The organism is Vibrio sp. OPT41 (assembly GCF_015163595.1).
GTDB classification, from domain to species: domain Bacteria; phylum Pseudomonadota; class Gammaproteobacteria; order Enterobacterales; family Vibrionaceae; genus Vibrio; species Vibrio alginolyticus.
In genome coordinates this window covers 24,225-40,728 of sequence record NZ_JADDYH010000014.1, presented here as the reverse complement: position 1 = coordinate 40,728, position 16,504 = coordinate 24,225, and the positions used below count along the sequence as shown (strand labels likewise).

Annotated in this window: 20 protein-coding genes; 8 read left to right on the top strand and 12 right to left on the bottom strand. The window is 41.8% G+C overall.

Features of this window, described 5'->3' with window-relative positions:
- The first annotated feature begins 9 nt into the window (after nt 1-9).
- The 3 genes from IQP38_RS03885 to IQP38_RS26210 all read left to right on the top strand — a co-directional run bounded on the left by IQP38_RS03885 (nt 10) and on the right by IQP38_RS26210 (nt 3,066).
- On the top strand, nt 10-2,103 hold the full coding sequence (locus IQP38_RS03885) for a TonB-dependent receptor (protein WP_017634328.1): 2,094 nt from the start codon (nt 10-12) through the stop codon (nt 2,101-2,103).
- Nucleotides 2,104-2,361: 258 nt separating this feature from the next.
- Nucleotides 2,362-2,700, top strand: a complete 339-nt coding sequence (locus tag IQP38_RS26215) for a hypothetical protein (RefSeq protein WP_228009978.1) — start codon at nt 2,362-2,364, stop codon at nt 2,698-2,700.
- A gap of 99 nt (nt 2,701-2,799) precedes the next feature.
- Nucleotides 2,800-3,066: a hypothetical protein gene (locus IQP38_RS26210; RefSeq protein WP_228009977.1), complete on the top strand. Its 267-nt coding sequence runs from the start codon at nt 2,800-2,802 to the stop codon at nt 3,064-3,066.
- Nucleotides 3,067-3,146: 80 nt separating this feature from the next.
- On the opposite strand, the gene IQP38_RS03875 is transcribed toward IQP38_RS26210, so the two are convergent.
- Complete coding sequence (locus tag IQP38_RS03875) at nt 3,147-3,470, bottom strand: cupin domain-containing protein (RefSeq protein WP_009698239.1); 324 nt, start codon at nt 3,468-3,470, stop codon at nt 3,147-3,149.
- A 3-nt stretch (nt 3,471-3,473) separates the two neighbouring features.
- The gene (locus tag IQP38_RS03870; protein ID WP_054730697.1) at nt 3,474-4,280 is read right to left on the bottom strand and encodes a class I SAM-dependent methyltransferase; all 807 of its coding nucleotides are present in this window, start codon (nt 4,278-4,280) and stop codon (nt 3,474-3,476) included.
- 212 nt (nt 4,281-4,492) lie between these two features.
- Between IQP38_RS03870 and IQP38_RS03865 the strand changes: the two genes are divergently transcribed.
- The 4 genes from IQP38_RS03865 (at nt 4,493) to IQP38_RS03850 (ending at nt 7,763) form a co-directional block, all read left to right on the top strand.
- Nucleotides 4,493-5,179: a Crp/Fnr family transcriptional regulator gene (locus IQP38_RS03865; RefSeq protein ID WP_054730694.1), complete on the top strand. Its 687-nt coding sequence runs from the start codon at nt 4,493-4,495 to the stop codon at nt 5,177-5,179.
- Between the two features lie 37 nt (nt 5,180-5,216).
- A complete protein-coding gene (locus IQP38_RS03860; RefSeq protein WP_193837327.1) occupies nt 5,217-6,659 on the top strand; it encodes a tetratricopeptide repeat protein in 1,443 nt (480 codons plus the stop codon).
- On the top strand, nt 6,604-6,885 hold the full coding sequence (locus tag IQP38_RS03855) for a hypothetical protein (RefSeq protein ID WP_193837326.1): 282 nt from the start codon (nt 6,604-6,606) through the stop codon (nt 6,883-6,885). Before IQP38_RS03860 ends, IQP38_RS03855 begins: the two co-directional genes overlap by 56 nt.
- A 512-nt stretch (nt 6,886-7,397) precedes the next feature.
- Complete coding sequence (locus tag IQP38_RS03850) at nt 7,398-7,763, top strand: hypothetical protein (protein WP_021707818.1); 366 nt, start codon at nt 7,398-7,400, stop codon at nt 7,761-7,763.
- A gap of 185 nt (nt 7,764-7,948) precedes the next feature.
- On the opposite strand, the gene IQP38_RS03845 is transcribed toward IQP38_RS03850, so the two are convergent.
- The 9 genes from IQP38_RS03845 to IQP38_RS03775 form a co-directional block, all read right to left on the bottom strand.
- A complete protein-coding gene (locus IQP38_RS03845) occupies nt 7,949-8,818 on the bottom strand; it encodes a PhzF family phenazine biosynthesis protein (RefSeq protein WP_017634334.1) in 870 nt (289 codons plus the stop codon).
- Nucleotides 8,819-8,950: 132 nt separating this feature from the next.
- The gene (locus tag IQP38_RS03835) at nt 8,951-9,433 is read right to left on the bottom strand and encodes a MazG-related protein (protein WP_172563603.1); all 483 of its coding nucleotides are present in this window, start codon (nt 9,431-9,433) and stop codon (nt 8,951-8,953) included.
- A gap of 163 nt (nt 9,434-9,596) precedes the next feature.
- Entirely contained in the window at nt 9,597-9,869 is a 273-nt protein-coding gene (locus IQP38_RS03825; protein ID WP_193837325.1) for a nicotinamide mononucleotide transporter, read from the bottom strand.
- A gap of 160 nt (nt 9,870-10,029) precedes the next feature.
- Nucleotides 10,030-10,701 carry a hypothetical protein gene (locus IQP38_RS03815; protein WP_017634336.1) on the bottom strand — a complete coding sequence of 224 codons (672 nt, stop codon included), beginning with the start codon at nt 10,699-10,701 and terminating at the stop codon, nt 10,030-10,032.
- A 161-nt stretch (nt 10,702-10,862) separates the two neighbouring features.
- Nucleotides 10,863-11,231 carry a hypothetical protein gene (locus IQP38_RS03805; protein WP_053304440.1) on the bottom strand — a complete coding sequence of 123 codons (369 nt, stop codon included), beginning with the start codon at nt 11,229-11,231 and terminating at the stop codon, nt 10,863-10,865.
- 133 nt (nt 11,232-11,364) lie between these two features.
- The gene (locus IQP38_RS03795; RefSeq protein WP_054577330.1) at nt 11,365-12,069 is read right to left on the bottom strand and encodes a DUF5677 domain-containing protein; all 705 of its coding nucleotides are present in this window, start codon (nt 12,067-12,069) and stop codon (nt 11,365-11,367) included.
- Between the two features lie 152 nt (nt 12,070-12,221).
- On the bottom strand, nt 12,222-13,124 hold the full coding sequence (locus IQP38_RS03785; protein ID WP_005462147.1) for a DUF2569 domain-containing protein: 903 nt from the start codon (nt 13,122-13,124) through the stop codon (nt 12,222-12,224).
- A 207-nt stretch (nt 13,125-13,331) separates the two neighbouring features.
- Complete coding sequence (locus tag IQP38_RS03780; protein ID WP_017634133.1) at nt 13,332-13,814, bottom strand: hypothetical protein; 483 nt, start codon at nt 13,812-13,814, stop codon at nt 13,332-13,334.
- 647 nt (nt 13,815-14,461) lie between these two features.
- On the bottom strand, nt 14,462-15,019 hold the full coding sequence (locus tag IQP38_RS03775) for a nucleotidyltransferase domain-containing protein (RefSeq protein WP_017634132.1): 558 nt from the start codon (nt 15,017-15,019) through the stop codon (nt 14,462-14,464).
- A 269-nt stretch (nt 15,020-15,288) separates the two neighbouring features.
- On the opposite strand from IQP38_RS03775, the gene IQP38_RS03765 reads away from it, so the two are divergent.
- Nucleotides 15,289-15,774 carry a hypothetical protein gene (locus IQP38_RS03765; protein WP_017633497.1) on the top strand — a complete coding sequence of 162 codons (486 nt, stop codon included), beginning with the start codon at nt 15,289-15,291 and terminating at the stop codon, nt 15,772-15,774.
- Between the two features lie 229 nt (nt 15,775-16,003).
- On the opposite strand, the gene IQP38_RS03760 is transcribed toward IQP38_RS03765, so the two are convergent.
- Entirely contained in the window at nt 16,004-16,393 is a 390-nt protein-coding gene (locus IQP38_RS03760) for a hypothetical protein (RefSeq protein WP_017633499.1), read from the bottom strand.
- Nucleotides 16,394-16,504: the final 111 nt, after the last annotated feature.

The window sequence follows — 16,504 nt, the reverse complement described above, 5'->3', positions numbered from 1 at the left end:
ACTCAGGTCATGAAGCCCATGGATTTAAACAGTGGCATCACCATCACTAATACTGGCAAGACTAAACTTGCCATGCTCATTGGTGTAATTTGCCTTGGAGCCAGCACCACTCTTTCAGCAGAGCAAGTGGACAACAGCAATACTAAGAAAGGCCAAGAAACCCTAACAACCCTAGAAACCATTGTGGTACTTGGTGAAAAACTCGGTGGTACACTTGCTGAGAACACAAGCTCAGTCACCGTTTTTACTGATGAAGCAGACAATGGCGAAGATCAAACATACTACGATCTACTCGATCGCGTCCCGAATGTACTGAATGCCCCTTCTGGTATTCCACATATTCGAGGTGTCGATGGTCGTGGGCCTGGTGAAGGCTTCCTTTCCTTCATGACAGGAGCGACACCAAGGGTGAATACAACCGTTGATGGCGTGTCAGAGTCATGGACTGGTGAAGCCTTTGGTAAAGCCGGATTGTGGGATACAGAACAAGTAGAGATTTATAAAGGCCCTCAATCAACCAACCAAGGCCGAAATAGTATTGGCGGCGCGGTGGTCATCAAAACCAAAGATCCAACGTTCCACTTTGAAAGTAAAGTTCGTGGTGGCTACGAAAACGAAGATGACAAATATCACTTAGCTGGTGTTGTTTCTGCCCCAATCGTGTCTGAAAAGCTCGCATTTCGATTAGCCGCCGAGGGCACAAAGGGTAATACACCAATTGATTACTCGCTGCCCGATAATGACCAATATCCATGGGACCCTTCTGAAGTTGAATCCTATAATGTGAGAGGTAAGCTGTTATTCAAACCGATGTCTAACGATAAGCTTACGCTAAAACTAACATTGGCTAGCCGTAATGAAGAAGGTCAATATACAAATCTGGTTTCTGAAAAAGGTAAGTTTGAATACATTGATGAAAACGGTACTCGACGTCAAACAACCGAAAGCTGGAATGCAAATTTTGACATAAATTACTTAATCAATGATGAATTAACCCTTGATGTATTGCTTGCGCGCCGAGACTATAATACGAAATTCAAAGCTTATCCTCGTACGGACTGGTGGGGTGATGTTGATGAAAAAAACTACACCGCAGAAGCGAAGCTATCTTATAACTCGTTAGATGACAAATACAATGCCATTGTCGGGGTAAGCAGTTTTTACAAAGATCAGGATACGCAAACAGACTCGATGAAGCGTAAAGATAAAGTTCTGACCAACTCAATTTACTTCGATTCAAAAGTCCAGCTCAATAACCGTTGGGGCTTGCTACTTGGCGCTCGTTACGAAAAAGATGAGCTGAAGCGTGATTTTGACCACGCAAGGTTCCCACTCGATTTCAATGCTGATGAAAGTAACGGTATTTTGCTACCAAAAGTCGGTGTAACTTTAAATGTATCAGACAATTCAATGCTTGGACTTACTGCTCGTAAAGGATACAACGCTGGCGGACTTGGATACAACGAGTACCAACAACAGGTCTTTGTGTTTGAGCAGGAAGAAGTCTGGACTTATGAGCTAAGTTCCCGTTCAACTTTCCTTGAAAATAGACTTGGTTTGACTGCAAATGTCTTCTACAACGACTATGAAAACTATCAAACGGTCGTGTATGGTGACAGTGGAAATCGTTTCGACAATTACATAGCAAACATCCCTAAAGGAAAAACATACGGTACTGAAGTTGAAACCAATTACTGGTTTGACTCAGGTCTGGACGTATTCGCATTTGTAGGCTTGTTAAAAACAGAAATCACCGAAGGACCAAGCGGTACTGTTGAAAACTTAAATGGGAATGAGTTCAGCTATGCACCTGAAGTGTCGGCTGGTCTTGGCTTCACCCAACAGCTAGATTCGGGCATTTTCTTTGGTGCTCGTGTTAATCACGTAACGGATTACTTTACAGATCTCGCCAACACCCGAAGTACGTCAGCAGGCGACTACACCATATTGAATCTCAATGCAGGTTATGCCATGAATGATCTCACCATTCGGGCCTACATTAAGAATGCAACAGATGAAGATTACGTTCTTCGCCATAAGAATGATCTTATCGAAATGGGCGGACCTCGTACATTCGGTCTTGTGGCTGATTACCAATTCTAACAACACAAAGTGCTCCGATGTTATTGTTATATAGTAACTTAAGGATGTATTGTCTATTAAGGCAGATAAATCTGCTTTTTCGTAACGTTTATTAAGTACATCGTGACTTGTGTGTACGGCATGTATAGAGAATAGTATTACTCCCTACCAAAGACAAAATAAAGAATCGCAATTAGTCAACTCAATGGATTCCAAAGGAATCCATTTTTTTCTTCACAAAGCTAAAATGATTAACTACGGTATATCAGTGAATACCTGATGCTCATCAGCCAAGGGCAACTGTTGTACTTGTTGGGCTTCAGCTTTCTGTATGGTTTACTGCATTCGGTTGCCCCTGGACACGGTAAAACGGCAGTGACGTCAATGAGCTTGATTCATGGCTACCGTCGCCGACAAGCACTTGTGTTAATGGCGATTATTGCCGCCCTACAAGCCGCGAGCGCGTGCATTCTTTTCGTGATTACTGCCAAGATTGCAGAGCAGTTTGCTTTCAGCCTTTCCGATAATGTTCGTCTGCTGACGCAAGGTTGTGCGGTGTTTATTGTTTTATTGGCGCTGAAAGAGTTTGCGTCGGTGGTCAAGCGCCGCATCAAGTAAACACGATCTCAAGAAGATGATGATTCCGCAGGTTCTAATGACAATATTTCATGGAAAGCACTGCTACTCATCGGCTTCCGCCCTTGTACTGGTGCGGTGTTGGTTCTGTTTCTCTCTAACATGCTAGGCAGCTTAATGTGGGGCATGGTCGCGACATTCGTGATGGCTTTAGGAACGGCAATGACCAACTCGATATTGGTGTTCAACGCTTTAGCGATTCAACGCCAAATGAAAAATCACAGCGCCAAACCCAATGCCAACTTGAGCAATACGCTTAACCTCGTGTTAGCAGTCACCATGGTGGCATCGGGCTTTATTCTCTATAACTTTGCCAGCGTGGCAGGATTGCAGAACTTCGTCAGATAAGTACCGACAGCAATAAACGCAAAAGCCCCAACACTTGATTGGGGCTGAATTTACATTGGTTTGTATTTCAATACTGCGTGTTACTTAGGCTCGCGCAACAGGTACAGCATCAGCTTCAATGGCGTTTTCGCGATAATGCTGTGAGGCAAATGCGCGTCCATTAGTAGCCAAGCGCCAGCTTTTAGTTCCTTCGCCTCTTCTTCTAATGTGAACGTACATTCTCCTTCGAGTATTTGTGCAATCGCTGGTACTGCTGCAGTATGTTCACTCATTTCTTCACCTTCGGCGAACCCGAAGATAACACCTCGCAAACGCTCACTTTTGTACACAGGGCAACTCGTGATACCCGCTTTGGGGATATCCACTTCGCTGGCGAGATCTTCATATAAAGTGTATTCAAACATGATTTAGCTTTCCTTCTTTCTTGCGACAAGCGTTATCGCAGATAGGTTCTTTTCGTGTTTGCGGAAAATCTTACGCATGCCGAACACACGCTTTCTTGCTTGCGGTTTAGTCAGTACGTTTTTCACGATTTTTAAGAACCCACTCAAGCCTTCATCAGCGATAACACGTTTTGGTTCGAGTAAATGCATTGGAGCAACAGCCTCAAATTCAACGACAAAACCATTCTCTTCCATCAGTGCTTTCCACTCTGCGGGTGTGATGGGTTTGGCGGGGTGTTGAATGGTCTCGGAAACTTCTCTTTGAATTGCGCGCTTTTTATCTTCATCGATAGTATCTGGCGTAATGCACAGTTCATGGATACCGTAACGACCATGAGTTGCGAGGATTCGAGCAGCCTCAGCAATAATTTCGTTTTTACGCGCATCGGATTGCATCGTCAGCATAGCTTCGCCATAAACCACAGAAGCGCATTCTGGCTCTAACCCTGTCTCTTGTGCATTCCCGACATGACTACGTTGGTTTGCACCCTGTAAGTAAGAGCGAACAATCTCCGCTGCCTGCTCATTTTGTTCGATAGCGGTGTAGCTTGCAGGGGATTTTTCCAAGCACAAACGTGCCGTGTAACCCATACCGGGCGCGAATTCGACAACGAGGTCATCACGCGTAATCGCCAACCCTTGTAGCATTTTTTGTGTTAGTTCTTTGCCACCAGGACGCAGCACTTTCTTACCCAGTTGAGCGAGTACCCAGTGTCCCGGTGTTTTTGTCACTTCTCGCCCTTCATTGGGCATGGCTAATCGTTTAGACATAATGACTCCTAAGCAAAGATGGCGACGGGAACAAAAAGAACGACCAGACCGCACAAGGCAACCCATCGAAATACGTGACTAATACCGTCCATAACTGTTCTCCTTTCTCAGGTTGGATAAGTTGGCACATTAATCAATAATGATTATTATTTGTATCTTATCCCCCAAGTCCGAATTTGCTGCTTGATAATTATCAAGCTAAGGAAAACAGCGTGCCCGGTTCTATTGTTTCGCTACTTAACGAAGAAGAAAAAACGCAACTCTTTTCAAAACGCTCGCCTTTGCATTGCGATGCAGGACATCAACTGTTTGAACGTGGGGAACCTGCGGAAAATATGTATTTGGTCGAGAGAGGAAAAGTCTCGCTGTTTCGTTTGATGCCAAACGGCGACGAAAAGCTGTTTCGGGTGTTCATGGCGGGAGAAATGATTGCGGAAATGGCGATGTTTATGTCCCCAAGAACCTATCCGATGAGTGCCCGTGTCGATCAGGATACGGAGTTGTCTGTGTTCCACTACCAAGATGTGTTGACGGTGTTTACTCAGTCTCCACAGACTTCATTAAAAGTCATGAACTACATGACCAATCGCATCCACCAGCTGATGGATACCGTGAACATTTTGACGCAAGTAAACGCGAACCAAAGACTGGTGATGAAGCTGGCTGACTTCTATCGCGCTCAATCGAGAAGCGAAGGGAAAATCACGTTACCCGTGACGAAAAAGCTGCTTGCAACACAGCTAGGAATGACGCCAGAGACGCTTTCTAGAACGTTCAAAAAACTGAAAAACGATGGTTTTATTACTGAGTGCGAAAGTCATATCACGCTGCTAGATATTCCCGCCATGTGCGAAGCCGTTGAACTGACACCAGAAATATTCCGACGCTCGAAGCGCTGATGTCAACAAAACTGAATCAGTGAGAGGAGGCTTCAGATTGCTGCCACAACTCAATAAGCTCACCGAAGATCCCGGTGCGATGTTTTACTGCCCTGATCTCATCATCAAAGCCGCGAATTATGATCTAATCCAACAGCCCAATAATGTTGTTTTACTCGATACCATCGCCCAAGCTTATTCCGCAAATAGTAAGTTCGATGAATCAGCAAAAGTTCGAAGCAAATTCCTAATACTCGCTCGTAACGATTACGAACGCGCTAGTGCCCATTTTGACCGAGGCATGGCATTCACATTTGCAGGGAAACATGACGACGCTATTTCAGATTACACCCAAGCTATCCGAGTCATCCCATCGGCTGCGCTTTATGCCAACCGCGCCAGCAGTTACGCCAGTATAGGCAATTTAACTTCATCAATAACCGACTACACAACTGCTCTTTCAATGTCAGATACCGGAAGTGACAGCTATAATCGTCATCTCCTTTATCGTGCACAAGTTCTGACAAAAGCTGGACAATTTCCTGAAGCGATCACGGACTACCGGAGATTGATTGCGATAGCACCAAGTAATGTTGAAGCACGCAAGGCTCTCATTCTCGTGCTTGCAGATTCTGGAAAACTGGATGAGGCAAATATCAGTCTCATCGAATTTAAAGAAAAATTTCTAGAGGACTTCAAACAATTCAGGTCAAAACTGGTCAGAATTCCTACGTTAGCCGACCAATCGGGAATCTCTGCCTCCAACCGCCTCAAACCGCGTCTGGAGGCAAAAGGAGAGCGAGCATTGTTGCACCAAATCAAAGAACTTGTACGTGGTGGCAAGTGGATCATGTATGGTAAGAACCGTATAGAATATAAAGCCAGCCCTGCGACATTGCGTCCCGCCCTATCAGGTCATCTTCAGATCGTTAACGTGACTTGCGTCAGCGATGGCCCTCAAAGTGATCTCCATCCTGTTACGAAAGGAGAGCGCCTTATTAAAGGATGTCCGAAAGACCTGCGACAATGGAATGTTTCAAACCTAATGGTCGATCTTTTAAAAGCAGACCCATTCTCACTTGATATTATTGAACCGACTTCAACAATTTCTGTAGGTGAAGGAGCCATTCTTCAGTTTGGCTACACTAAGGATAAAGAGAAAATAGGATGGCGCGATTGTATTGACGATGGCATTTTTAGCTATCAGGCTTCAGGAGAGGAAACGCGACGAGGACTTATTCCACCAGGACTGTTCTGTAAGGGGCAAGCGAATTGCAGGCAAGTTAAAGCACTACTTTCCGATCTCATCAAACGGGTTCAGAGAGCTAACCCAGAGTCCGCTCCTTCCTATTGGGATACACTCGGGTATCAGATCAATCAGCGCTTGTGGATACCTGATCGATCTGGGAGCAATCAAAGAAGACGGAAGCGAAGACAAGATCACAATGGCAAACTTATTTGCTTCCCGTGGATATGGTTTAGGGCTTATAGAACGCTATAATGCCTCTCTTGCTGATTTGAATAAGGCGATTGCACTCGATCCGACTAAAGCCGTATACTTTGATGTTCGTGCTATCGCAGCTGACCATCTAGGGAAGTCGGAGCAGGCTTATAAGGATCGTGAAACAGCCTGCTCTCTAGAAAAAATACTGCAAATAGTGGAAAACTACTCAATTCTATCTTGGTTTGTCATTTGTCAAAATTCCCAATTCGCTACTATGGTGTAAGGTCATGAAGTCGGGGGGAAACAAACCAGTCTTTAGTGACTTCATCCGGCTCCTTTACTCCAACCATAGACGCGGTCGAAAATGCGTTCGACGAATCAGCTGTATTTTGATCACTTTTCTCAAGTGTTAGCCTAGGTTTTGTGGATCTAAAACAACACTAACCACCAGTTCAGTTCCCATTGCGTACTGATTGAACTGCGTCTTGCTCGGTTTGTTTATCGCTTTTATACCTTAGTTCTTCAAATATCATTACTCTTCTTTCTCCTGCTCTAACTTGCTGTGGTAGAGTTCAAACAGGATTTGGTTGTCTAAGAATTGCATCACTAGGAACTCAGCAGATTATGTATTGTGGGGCTGCGGGTGATTTGCAGGTTTATGCGCTTGCTCGCATTAGCACATTTCAAAGACGCGCAGTCTCGAATCCAAATCACTAGGCTCCTCGAAATCAGCTGAAGCAGATTGAACAAATAGGTACAAATACTCCTAGCTGAGGGGGCTGAAGGATTACATGAATGATCAACCAGCTTCTCTTAGCGCTGGGGGAGCGTAAGCAGTTACGCCCGTATATTATGACCCGAGCGATGGATTCATCCGGTGGGCGATTAACTGATCGCGATATTCATGCTTATATTGTTAAGGAAGGTTTGGTAAGCACTATTATCCGGATCCAATCTACTAATTGCTCAATCACATGGTTTTTCCTAGATAACTTCACGCCCCAAACAAACATCCCAATCAATCCCAGAGCCCCCAAGACGACTTTAAAAAAAATCGAAATTGAAGTCATCAAGATCCCAGAACACATGGAACTTGAAGTGGTAAATGTAGGTTCCCAGATGAAGCAAGTTTCGGTCAGCAAAATACCACTGCCCACCTAAAGTGGCTGAGCATGGAACAAGACCATTCAACAAGAATCACCCACAAAAATAACGTGATACAAATCACATTTAAAAGTTATTTTCCGGTGTAACCCCAAATGTCACCCCAACCTAGGGCAAAATTTATTTTATTCATATAAAACAAAAGCTTGAACAAAAAACAAGAATCCCTCTTAAATGCTTTGTTATAAGGAGATTTCCTGCCTACCGATTTTATGAGCAACACCACCAACCTTAACCTTAATGATTCCCTGGTCGTTCGACTCCACAGACGCTGTAATTCTTGAAACACAGGCCATTGCCCGACCTTGCTCAAAAGTAAAATTCTTGGAATGTGTACTAGGAAGGTGTTTGGCTAAGTAACAAGCTAATGCACCGCTCGCACTTCCTGTCGCTGACTCCTCTGGGATCCCAACCAATGGAGCGAAATTACGACAACTAGCAGTCACTTCACTTGTGTTCTCACACAGCTCAAAAGCATGTATACCAATGACACCATGCCTTTCACAGAACTCACTGGTTAATTTTTCATTCAGTTGGATTTGATCAAGATACCCAAAAGGCACTGGAACAATAATGTCAGCGAGGCCTGTTGAAATAACTTCAATCGGTAACCGACTTGACTCAAGTAGTGTCGAATCTAGTCCAATTAACGCTGATATAACTTCATAACTAAACTCGCCACGGAATTCTGGTAACTTCAGGTCCATAACTATATGACCATTAGCCTCTATAGTTACCACCAGCAAACCTGCTTTAGTCCTTTGTAGGTATTTACCTTCAGTTATGCTCCCGTCTTGATACATTGTCGAAAATGCCGCCAAGGTGGCGTGTCCACAGAAATCAACTTCACCTGTTGTGGTGAAAAAAGACAGCTCAAAGTCGGCTTCGTCATCGCGAGATACAAACGCAGTTTCCGAATAACCTACAATTTGTGCTATTTGTAATTTTTCTTCGTTCGACAAGTGATCAGCGTGAAGCACTACACCAGCAGGATTCCCACCAGTTCCATTCGAAGTAAAGGAATTAACCAAAAAAGCTTCAACGTTCTTCAATATTCATATCTCCGTATAACGCCCAATTAAGGTGTGAAGCACGCAATACCTATGCTGCTGCATGGTACTTCAACACAGAAACCACCGCATACCAAAAATGCCACGCGTGCTGAATCACTCTTAAATTGTTTGTTATGGCGCTACACTCAACGTTAGCTCTTGTATGTCAATTTGGTCTACTTCCCTGCCCAATATCCGCTTGCACTCGACTAAACGATGAACTGGGATAACTGGCAACTCGATACCTTGATAATCTTTAATAACTGATTCTGAAAAGTAGATTTCAAGCTGGTGCCAAGAGCCATCTTGACGTGATTGTATCTTAGTATGTTCAGACAAACCGATTTCAATTTTTTGATTTTGGTAAACCAATTGGAAATACTCTAGATCCCAACCATATTCGGCATAATGAGTTAACGGTTTGGATATGTATTTTGCTACATGCGATAGCACTTTGTCTGCGTCTGAGTTTCGAATATAAAGATCTATATCTGCGATTTCCCGACTTCCACCATGAATAGTTGCCGCTAATCCACCTACTATTTGATACTCTACAACCTCTGCATCCAAGATCTCTTTGAGCCACTGTAAAGCTACTTTAACTTTATCACTCATCTAGTTCCCTTAGCTGAATTTGCCCTGCGCCATAACGCCCTGTTAAGGGGTGAGCAACGCAATACAAAGGCCGCCGCAAACCACCTTAATCACTAAAATCAACGCATAGTGAAAATGCCACGCGTTGCGAATCCCTCTTGAACAGTTTGTTATGTGCGAACTTCTAGCTTGTAGATGACTGCTCAGCAACACTAACTTTAGGCTCTTTCTCTGGCGTCGACCATTTGATGATTGCTCTAAGGTTCATTGAGAAAAAGATGATATTTGCAATTATCATTGCCACACTGCCAGTAAGATAACCAACTGCTAACCAACTAGTGTTACCGCACATCATTAAAATGAAACCGATTTTGTTCTTATTTCCAATTTGCCAAATTGCAAGAAACGTAAGTACCATTGCAACCCAGTCGATTCCATAGTACTGAAAATATTCCATTTTTCCTCCAAGCACATAACGCCCTGTTAAGGGGTGAGCAACACAATACCGATGCTTCCGTATACCACCTTAAACACTAAACGCAACGCATAGTAAAAGTGCCACGCGTTGCGAATCACTCTTAAACAGTTTGTTAGAATTACGTCTCGGTGCGAGTCTATTAATTTCTGACACCATCACCAAATTCAGTAAAGTCGCTGATTTGACTTAACTTAAACCTGTGTTCAAGGACAAAGGTTGACCACTCCTCTTTAAATATGGGGTCATAATCGTCAAGCTCATTAACATTTTCTTTAGTGAGCATCTTTTTTGTCAGATAGTTAATGCTAGTAACTTCCTCTACTCTCGGACCTCGATTAGCGCTTTCATCATAACCGATTAACTCAAGATCCGAATCTTGGTAACGGAAGTTGTACCTCCAATACCCATATCGACCATGTGCAAAATGAATATATAAGTTTCCTTTTTTTATACTTATTTCGATATATGGAACCATATATACACCTCCATCTTCATCATCAGAAAAGAAGCAATTGTCGTTTTCAACAACAACGTCGTACTTGTTGTTATTTCTTAAAGCAACAATAATTCCTCTTCGGTTGAGATCTAACTGACCACGGAGCTCATCAGTGACAATTTTGTTTTGATCTGTACCTTGTATCATCAAAACAATATCGTCTCGACTATCTCCATTTAGGTCACCATGAATAGCCTCAATTATGGTATGACCATTAGGAACGATTTCCTGATAGGAGCTATCAAAGTCGCTTTTTTCTTGTGCTAAAACGTTTGCTCCAAATAGCAAAACTGATAATAAAAGTAACTCTTTCATTTCTAACTCTATGATTTTTTGAGTAGTAAGTTCTAACGCCTTGTTAAGGGGTGAACAACGCAATACCGAAGCTGCTGCATACCGCCTTAAACACTAAAACCAACGCACAGTGAAAATGCCACGCGTTGTGAATCCCTCTTGAACAACTTGTTATGTAAATTCTAATAGGCTGCCGAATCCTTTTCGAAGTACTTACTGACAGACCATAATGTATAGATATACATCATCCTTACTAGAAGTAAGATTATTACGCCTACACACCCTGAAATTAACAAAACATCCAGTTTGTCCACACTTGACTCGCCAGTAACATTTCGGATGATTGCGAAGCAAAACAGGAATATTGCGAGAATGTATTTCCAAAGTCTTTTTAGTAGCGAAATCCGGTCAGATTTACCTGAAGAACTACTTGTCGATTCATTCAAGCCAGTTTCTGGTTTACTCTTTTTAAAGATGCTTACGACGGTGGCACAAATACCAAACCAAGAAGCAGCAATAACAGATATACTTTCCAAATCCTGAAGTGTCATTTTTTCTCCATTTACATAACGCCCTGTTAAGGTGTGAGCAATGCAATACCGATGCCGCCGCAGACCACCTTAAACACTATATCCAACGCATAGTAAGAATGCCACGCGTTGCGAATCACTCTTAAACAGTTTGTTAGGCTTCGACGCCGTATGGTCTGCTTATCTCATAAGGAATGGATAACTCTTCACAAATTCGGGATAGCGTATCATGTGCGTACAATTGAGCATGTATTTGAAGTACTTTTTGATTTTCAACTGATGCAGCATTGCCATAATCATTAACTAAGTAAGAGCTTGGATGAACCAATTTAGAATATAGCTTAAACAATCCTTTGTGCTCTGATTCCATTTCTACAGTTTTTGCTAAATTGCCCGTACTTGCAGGTTGTTTAATAACTGGTAAGTTATATTTTTGTGCTAAGTTTTTTAACCGTGTAATTTCATACTCCAAAATTGCTCTCTCTTGAGTTCTTTCATTTCCATTCCCTAACGAAAGGATTCCCTCAAGGGTTTGAACTTTATCTGTTAGTGCTTCTGACGCCCATTTTTTTTGTTCATTTTCATCTGAGAGAGTTCTTAACCTAACATTCAATTCATAAATACTTCGAGTTGAGGTGGCTAATATGGAAATATGTTGATTTATCGATACCTTTGTAACTTCTAGGTAATCACACACTGAATTAAGAATATTAACTAACAGAACTGACTTTTCCGTTCTTTCTACATTCTTATCAATCCACCTAATTATAAACTTTGATTTTTTAACTATTTTGTCGATATTTTTCTTGAGCTCTATATTGCTTCCATCGACAACATGATCTTTCAATTTTTTAGACATTTTCACCTCCTCTTGATTTGAAGCCTAACGCCCTGTTAAGGTGTGAGCAACGCAATACCGACGCGTCCGCATACCACCTTAAACACTAAACGCAACGCATAGTGAAAATGCCACGCGTTGCGAATCACTCTTAAACAGTTTGTTAGGTATCTTTAAACACAGTCCGAGCTATTAATTTGGATTGAGGTTATGAGTTTACCCAACTTGTCATAATAGGTATATGAGACAATGACACCTTCTTGCATAAAAGTTAAAGTGGCACTGTTCGAGCACGCAGTTTGCAATAAACTAGGGCGCATATTTTTATTCAGAGCATTGGCATCTATGTCACTAACGCTGTAATTTACAAGAGAATAACGATACTGTAAGTTATTCGACTCTGTATAGACCGCGTCTAGTTTAGTTTCAGAATCGAGCATAATAGGTAATTCTCGATTCATGTCGTTTGTTAGTTGATTTAGCCTATCTTCAATAGTTACAGTTTCTGGTATATAACTAACCTGCTTTAGATAAAAAGAATAACCAACTGCAACAACACATGACAATGTAATCATTGATAAAACTGTCTTGCGAAGACTATGATTTTCAATAAACGTGTTTTTAACACGTTTAGATTTGATCATATAAGGAATCCAAATCAAAGCAGATAACAATGAAACAAAAAAGTTTCTAATAGTTTCACCATCAAAAAGAGGTGTTTGAGGGAATAGAAGGTTAGCAAAGTAAGCATTGATAGGAATAAATAACAGTCCTATTAATGAAATAGCTATATATACTTTAGGAAAATCTGACTTCTTTGAAAAAAAGAGGAAGTTCAGATAAATAAGGCTTACAAAAAGAAATAGATTGAATACTATTTCCGAATAAAGCAAGGTTCCAAACCCTCTTACATATTCAGCAGAATTTGGACTTGTAAGTAAGTACCACGTTCCATTTTCAAATAAACCTGGATACATTGATAAGGTTGTGAAGTAAAACCTGAATGGCGACACCACCAACCCAAAGGCGACTAAAACCAGCCAGCCCGATATCCCTTTATAATCCGATGTACTCATAAATTAAATGACCTGAAAAGAAATTTTCGCGACATTAGTTCAACTTAGTTCATATCACCATGATATTTATCAAAAGACGAGTAGATACCTAACGCCGCGTTAAGTGGTGAACAACGCGACCACCTAACCTAAACCATTGTGCCGTAAACACTGAAGCTGATTCAAACTGAAAATGCCAAGCGTTGTGAATCCGTCTTAAACGCTTTGTTATGGCGCTGCACTCAACGTTAGCTCTTGTATGTCAATTTGGTCTACTTCCCTGCCCAATATACGCTTGTATTCGACTAAACGATGTACTGGGATCACTGGCAGATCGATACCTTGATAATTTTTAATAACTGATTCTGAAAAGTAAATTTCAAGCTGGTGCCAAGATCCATCCTGATGTGATTGTATCTTCGTATATTCAGATAAACCGATTTCAATTTTTTGATTTTGGTAAACCAACTGAAAATACTCTAGATCCCAACCGTATTCGGCATAATGAGTTAACGGCTTGGATATGTATTTAGCTACGTGCGCTAACACCTTGTCTGCGTCTGAGTTTCGAATATAAAGATCTATATCTGCTATTTCCCGACTTCCACCATGAATAGTTGCCGCTAAGCCACCGACTATTTGATACTCCACACCCTCTGCATCCAAGATTTCTTTGAGCCACTGCAAGGCTACTTTAACTTTATCACTCATCTAGTGCCCTTAGCTGAATTTTTTCCCTGCGCCATAACGCCGCATTAAGGGGTGAACAACGCCACCACCTAACCTAAACCATTGTGCCGTAAACACTAAAGCCGATTCAAACCAAAATTGCCAAGCGTTGTGAATCCCTCTTGAATGCTTTGTTAGTTGCCAAACCCAAGGCTTAGGTTTGGAGTTGATTACCGCTTTGCCTACACTGTTTTTACGTGCTTTGAAAAACTCAAATCAGGCGTAGTTTCAAAGCGCCTGCCAATGAAACCACTTGGAACAGATAACGCCGTAGAAAACGGACTAACAACACCAAAAAAATCTTTTGAGAAGACAATATTGAAAGCTGACTTTCAACAAACAAATCGGTTTCTGAAACAGAAAATCCAACCACAAAAGAAACCTGAGAACGATTTTCACAAACCCGAACGATTCAAAATTAAAGTACGAAACGCCACCAAAAACACACTAATTTTAACTCTAAACATTCTGCTTTAGCTGCGTTTTCCTCGTTGGCAACTAACGCCGCGTTAAGGGGTGAACAACGCGACCACCTCACCTAAACCATTGCACCGTAAACACTTAAGCTGAATTAGACCAAAACTGCCAAGCGTTGTGAATCCGTCTTAAACGCTTTGTTATACAAACTTTTACAGCTTAGCCGCCAACTTCTTAAGGTAAGATTTGGCTAGTTCATTTTTACCTCGGCTTAACCACTTTATACACTCTAAAAGCTCCCAGATTAAGCCTTGGTCACCATTTGTATATGCAGGAAAGTCTTCATGCTTTGGTGCTGGAGCATCGGTTAATCGAGACTCCACAGCACCCGATTTATCAAATAGCACTTTGAAAGGTCTTGATATATCAAAAGGTTCGCTTAGATCTAGGCAATGAATCTCTGTGCTGGTTAAATCCGTAAAGATGTACTTTGTAAAGTAAGCATTCTCGTTATGGAAGCCTTGATTACGATAGAAAATTTCTTTGCCACGCTCAAAAGCTGAGAAACACTCTTGTGTGGATTTATGGAATTCATTTTGAGTAAGAATCAAAATGTCAGCGTCAGATACTCGGTCACCCTTACCTGAAGCCAATGAGCCTAATAGCACAGCGGCAACCACATTGTCTTCGCAAATAAACGCAGAACAAGCAGATTTAACCAGTTCATTTTGAAGGGGAAGATTTTCAAGATTAAGTTCTTCTAAACTCACAGTTACCTCCGTTTGTATAACGCCCTGTTAAGGTGTGAGCAACGCAATGCCGAAGCTTCCGCACCCCACCTTAATCACTAAAACCAACGCATAGTGAAAATGCCACGCGTTGCGAATCACTCTTAAACAGTTTGTTATGTGAAAAATCACAGTAAGCACTTGATTTTTTGAGCAAAGCCCTCATCTAGAGTTAGCTTCAAGTGAAGTCACGATCCATTTTAACCTTTTGGTTCGTGTTTCTTAATTAACAAAAAACCCAAGAAGTAATAATGACAAGTTTACTAAAAAGCATTCTAACCAACACCGTTTTCAAAACTAAACTACCTTCGCATTCTCGACTATGTATTAGCCAAATGGTATTTATCGCAGTCTTTGTAACACTGGCAGATTTATGCTCTTACTATATTATTAGTAACGATATGACTCTAAGCTCTTCCGTCCCTGATTGGACTGACTATCTGCTAAAACCGTTTGAAACAACGAAAGTTTATGCTCTGATGGCTCTTGCAGTCCTGATGTTCGTACTAAACGTTTTGTACGATAGGTTTCAGCATCAACAAACTCGAATTGCTACCATGTGTATCAACAAGATTCTAGGCTCATTTTCTCTATTTACAGGACTACTGGTCTTTAGCCGAATTATTTCGACCAATGTGCCTTTTTTAGAGGCAACCCCAGACCTCAACATCTATACGGTGATGTTTATTTTCATCAGCCACGTGCTACTGAAAATGGCTAACGAGATTTTCAAATAAATAGCTTGCAGCCTAGCCACATCCGATTGGCTAGGCTTTCCACATAACGCCCAATTAAGGTGTGAAGCACGCGACCACGACACTCAATTTGACCACCGTAAACACCGAACTCAACCCAAACCAAAACTGCCAAGCGTGCTGAATCACTCTTAAATTGTTTGTTAGAGGGCGGGGTTGAGTTGGTCGATCATTACTGAACGATACAACACCAATTTAGTTTTGTGCGTCTTCAATCAACTATCGGAGTTAAGCACTCGCTAGAAGATGACTCTTCCAACTCTATAATGATTTGATTAACTTCGCTTTCATTGACAATACGTTTACCAAACCCACAGGGAACATGTGCTGTAACGTCTGCAGGCCATTGGTTTTCTAGAACAACAGTAAAATTACCCTCTGCGTCAGAAGTTGCCCAACCTGCTGCGGGATAGGAAATGGGAAACAAAGTGAAAAATGTCCTCCCCTCCCAAATTGTTATATTAGCATCTTCGGCAGGTTTTCCTGTGTCTCTCCAGATAACTTTGCCACTTATTCTTTGTGCATCAGGATGATCTAAGTAAACAACACACCCACTTAAAAATATAGCTTTAGCAAGTATCAACAGTTGTATTATTTTCATAAGCCCTCTAACGCCCTGTTAAGGTGTGAGCAACGCAATCCCGATGCCGCTGCATACCACCTTAAACACTAAAACCAACGCATAGTAAAAATGCCACGCGTTGCGAATCAC